Annotated in this window: 7 protein-coding genes; 4 read left to right on the top strand and 3 right to left on the bottom strand. The window is 38.7% G+C overall.

The genetic code is table 11. From position 1 onward, the window contains the following. The 3 genes from MTBBW1_RS29230 to MTBBW1_RS30085 all read right to left on the bottom strand — a co-directional run. Window positions 1–223 (bottom strand): hypothetical protein (locus MTBBW1_RS29230; protein WP_222424137.1); only part of this gene is annotated, 223 nt, incomplete at its 3' end. 186 nt (window positions 224–409) lie between these two features. Next, window positions 410–523: an SMR family transporter gene (locus MTBBW1_RS21455; protein WP_080806985.1), complete on the bottom strand. Its 114-nt coding sequence runs from the start codon at window positions 521–523 to the stop codon at window positions 410–412. Window positions 524–770: 247 nt separating this feature from the next. Beyond that, on the bottom strand, window positions 771–902 hold the full coding sequence (locus tag MTBBW1_RS30085; RefSeq protein WP_281255668.1) for a hypothetical protein: 132 nt from the start codon (window positions 900–902) through the stop codon (window positions 771–773). A 160-nt stretch (window positions 903–1,062) separates the two neighbouring features. Here MTBBW1_RS30085 and MTBBW1_RS21450 point away from each other — a divergent pair, with 160 nt between their 5' ends. The 4 genes from MTBBW1_RS21450 (at window position 1,063) to MTBBW1_RS21435 (ending at window position 3,851) form a co-directional block, all read left to right on the top strand. Then, on the top strand, window positions 1,063–1,491 hold the full coding sequence (locus MTBBW1_RS21450) for an NUDIX hydrolase (protein WP_080806982.1): 429 nt from the start codon (window positions 1,063–1,065) through the stop codon (window positions 1,489–1,491). Between the two features lie 132 nt (window positions 1,492–1,623). Beyond that, the gene (locus tag MTBBW1_RS21445) at window positions 1,624–2,394 is read left to right on the top strand and encodes a metallophosphoesterase (protein ID WP_186441613.1); all 771 of its coding nucleotides are present in this window, start codon (window positions 1,624–1,626) and stop codon (window positions 2,392–2,394) included. A gap of 13 nt (window positions 2,395–2,407) precedes the next feature. Next, entirely contained in the window at window positions 2,408–2,749 is a 342-nt protein-coding gene (locus MTBBW1_RS21440; protein ID WP_080806978.1) for a DUF2528 family protein, read from the top strand. Window positions 2,750–2,792: 43 nt separating this feature from the next. Then, on the top strand, window positions 2,793–3,851 hold the full coding sequence (locus tag MTBBW1_RS21435; protein ID WP_080806975.1) for an SMP-30/gluconolactonase/LRE family protein: 1,059 nt from the start codon (window positions 2,793–2,795) through the stop codon (window positions 3,849–3,851). Window positions 3,852–3,976 lie beyond the last annotated feature (125 nt).

Here is a 3,976-nt window from a genome sequence, read left to right as displayed (position 1 = left end):
CCCAATCATGCTGTTCATCTCTTATCTCTCCACACCTTCGACACTTGCAACCATCCCAATCATGCTGTTCATCTCTTATCTCTCCACACCTTCCACACCTTCGACACTTGCATCCATCCCAATCATGTGTCATCTCTTGTCTCTCCACACCTTCGACACTTACATCCATCCCAATCATGTGGTCTTGTCTCTCCACACCTTCGTTTTTCCACACCTTCGACACTTGCAACCATCCCAATCATGTGGTCTTGTCTCTCCACACCTTTGACACTTACACCCATTCCAATCATGCCCAATTGCCCAACATATTAAACCCATAACGCCTCCATAAAAAACAAAATTACAAACGAAATGTGAGCATCCTTCATTCATCGCCTTACACTGTTCAGAACGCTCCCCCCCCCTTTTTTTAAGGAATTGTTCTCATACTTGGAATTAGTTTGGTAAATTCTTGTGATGATTTTAACGCACTGGTTGCAATGACCTCTACCATGATCGTCAGTGTGAGATATAAATAGGCCATGACATTTTCTTAGTACTACAGCGACACTTCGTATTTTTATATGAAAAAGCGTGTATCAAAATTTAAAATAATCAACCATTTGCTTCATAAAAATAGATTGAAAATAGTGTTTTCAATGAAAGTGTCGCTGTAGTGTTAGGGAGTTCACCGAAAATAAATTACCCATTTTTGAAGAACGAATCCAGCATTTTCAAGGACTTTTCACCAGATGTGGGTAAGTTATTTGTTATGAGTTCCCTTTGTCTGGTCAGTAAAGTTTTAAATTCCCATTGTTCATCCTAACAACTGTGGTACGGGCATTGAATCTGGTTCCTGCATATTTTATGGGATATTCTTTCAGCCAAATTTTGTCTTCTTGATATTCAAAAAGGTCACTCATTCTTATTATCCTTTGTTTCTGATAGAATGAATATTGAAATCAATGTTTTGCATTTTGATTGGACAAGGTGTGCTTGAAAGGATATAGAACAAACGATCAATATAGTCAATCTGATGAATTCTTTTTTTGGAACACAAAACTGTACGAAAATAGGAAATAAATGAAAGGGTTATCTCGGTTTACGCAACCAAAACTTGCTGTTGGAGCAGTAGTCTTTAAGGATCAAAAAGTATTACTGGTGAAGAGAGGAAAAGCACCGGCAAAAGGTGTATGGGCCATCCCTGGAGGGAGTGTGGAGCTGGGGGAGACACTCAAACAAGCTGCTGAAAGAGAAGTATTGGAAGAAACCGGTATCAGAATCAAAGCAGGTGATCCAGTATATTCATTCGAATCTATTGATCGTGATCAAAACGGGAAGGTTCGATTTCACTACTATATCGTTGATCTCGAAGCAGAGTATCTTGGTGGTGAAGTGATTCCAGGGGATGATGCCAACGATGCAGCCTGGGTACCAGCAGAGGATCTTAAAAAGAAAAATGTGAACCCCAAAACGTTGGAGCTGCTATCTGATATATACAACTTTGGGTAAAGATGAGGACGCACACGGATTTTTTTGAAGTGGTGTGTCAATTTAAGTGAGCAAGGTGTATCAATTTTGCTGAGCACTATAGACATGGCTGTTGCAGTCTAATCAGTTCAATTTTGGATAATGAAAATATCTATGAAAATATCATCAATAATCAAGAAAAATAAGATTCGTATTACAATTTATGGAATTTTACTATTGATAATTGGTTACGCTTTTCTGATTGAACCGAAATGGATTCATATTGAGCATATCACTTTATCATCACATCCAAGGTACCAACTTGTACACATAAGTGATATCCATTTTCATGGGGATAAATCCTTCCTGAATGAAATTGTAAATAGAATTAATGACATATCACCGGACTTTGTATGCTTTACAGGTGATCTTATTGATGAAAAAGAGAAGTTGACGGACGCATTAAGTATTTTAGAAAAAATACGATGTCCTATCTTTGGCGTACCAGGGAATCATGATTATTGGAGTGGCGCTTCATTTGACACCATAAATGAGTCGTTCAGAAAGACTGGTGGATTCTGGATTTTAGATAAAGCAAAGCCACTCAATGACATCGAAATCATTGGGTTGGCTAATGAGTCATACAAAAAGATCGATCCAACTGGAAATACCTTCACCAAAAGAATACTGCTGACCCACTATCCAGAAATCGTGAAACAAATTCATAATCAAAAATATGATCTGATTTTAGCAGGACATTCTCATGGTGGGCAAGTTCGCTTACCAATATTGGGAGCATTGAAAGTTCCCTATGGGGTAGGTGAGTATGATAGAGGACTTTATGCTACAAAAGCAGGGGCACTGTATGTAAGCCCTGGCCTTGGGACATACGGTATCCATCTGCGGCTACTGTGTAGACCAGAAATAACAGTAATTGAATTTTAAAGTAGGGGAAATCATGAGCACAAAACAATATCAAATCGTATTTGACTGGTGGGATGCACTTCTTGAAATCAGTGATAGTCAAGAGACAAAAGAAGCCATTGAAAAACAATTGCGTTCCTTTTCAGATGGTCAAAAACTATTAGATGAAGAGAATGGAGATGTTATTCAAGCATACCTGAAACAGATGTCTACTCAACTTATCACAGCTTCCATTGACTGTACTCTATCCGGGGTTGTGAAATTATTCCAAAATAAAGACGATTTCCTTTCTCTTGATGGCAGCATGGGAGTGAAACTGCTATCCATTGACAACTGGGTGTTTCATCTTACTGATTTTGAATTTGAAGAGGTGTGATCCTTTTATTTGATTAACGGCACTATTCATTGGAAGGCTACAAATGAAGAGAATGGTTCTTGGTCTGGTCGTCATTATTGCTTCTTTGATGTCTTATTTCTTTGTTCAATCTACTCCGGTTGATTCAATCGCATATACTCCCCCTCCAGCACCGTCTTTAAACGGTGTGATGACACCAAATACTCTTTTACAAAAAGCAATTCTACTGGGAAAAGGTAAGTTTGATGGTCCAGAAGATACTGCAATTGATAGTAAAGGACGTATTTATGCTGGAACACAGGATGGTAAAATAGTTCGGCTGCTTCAAGATGGAACCCTCGAAACCTTTGCTGAAACTCAAGGGCGTCCTTTAGGGATTCAATTTGACGACAAACAAAATTTGATTGTTTGCGATGCTTATAGAGGGCTGCTCTCCATTGATCTAAAAGGTAATATTAAAATCCTTTCTACATCTGCAGAAGGAACACCATTTCAATTCACCGATGCATTGGATATTGCAACTGATGGGAGCATTTATTTTACAGATGCCAGTTACAAGTACGCTCAAAGTGAGTATCTGTATGACCTTTTGGAATCGAGACCCAACGGAAGATTCATGAAGTACAATCCGGCAACAGGAAAGACGACAGTTTTATTAAAGGATCTTTACTTCGCCAACGGGGTTGCATTGTCTCAAAATGAAGATTTTGTTCTAATTAATGAAACTTACCGATACAGGATCACCCGGTACTGGTTAAAAGGTATTGACAAAGGAAATAAAGAAATCTTCATTGATAATTTGCCTGGCTTCCCAGACAATATTTCAAGTAACCGCAACGGACGTTTCTGGGTCGCTTTATTTACGATAAGGAATCCGATTGCAGATGCACTTCATCCGTTTCCTTTCCTTAAAGATCAGATGTCGAAATTACCAAAGATTTTTTGGCCAAAACCCAAACCATATGGATTGGTGATAGCACTTGATGAACAGGGAAACATCACTCAAAGTCTGCATGATCCAACTGGAAAACACCTCAAGGAAGTCACCTCCGTTAGAGAATACAGTGGCTACCTTTATCTCGGTAGCTTGCACAACGATCGAATTGGTAAGTATCGGCTGTAATAGTGCATTTGATGATTATCACCCTGAATGAAGGATATGGTTCAGTAACAATGATTGACAATTCACTTCCCAAACCAATTTTCATAGAAGGTAAGAGCAACAGCAGAATTGCTTTGTATCACTAC

The organism is Desulfamplus magnetovallimortis (genome assembly GCF_900170035.1).
Lineage (GTDB): Bacteria > Desulfobacterota > Desulfobacteria > Desulfobacterales > Desulfobacteraceae > Desulfamplus > Desulfamplus magnetovallimortis.
Note: the sequence above shows the minus strand (reverse complement) of the source record. Positions and strands in the feature narration are given on the sequence as shown.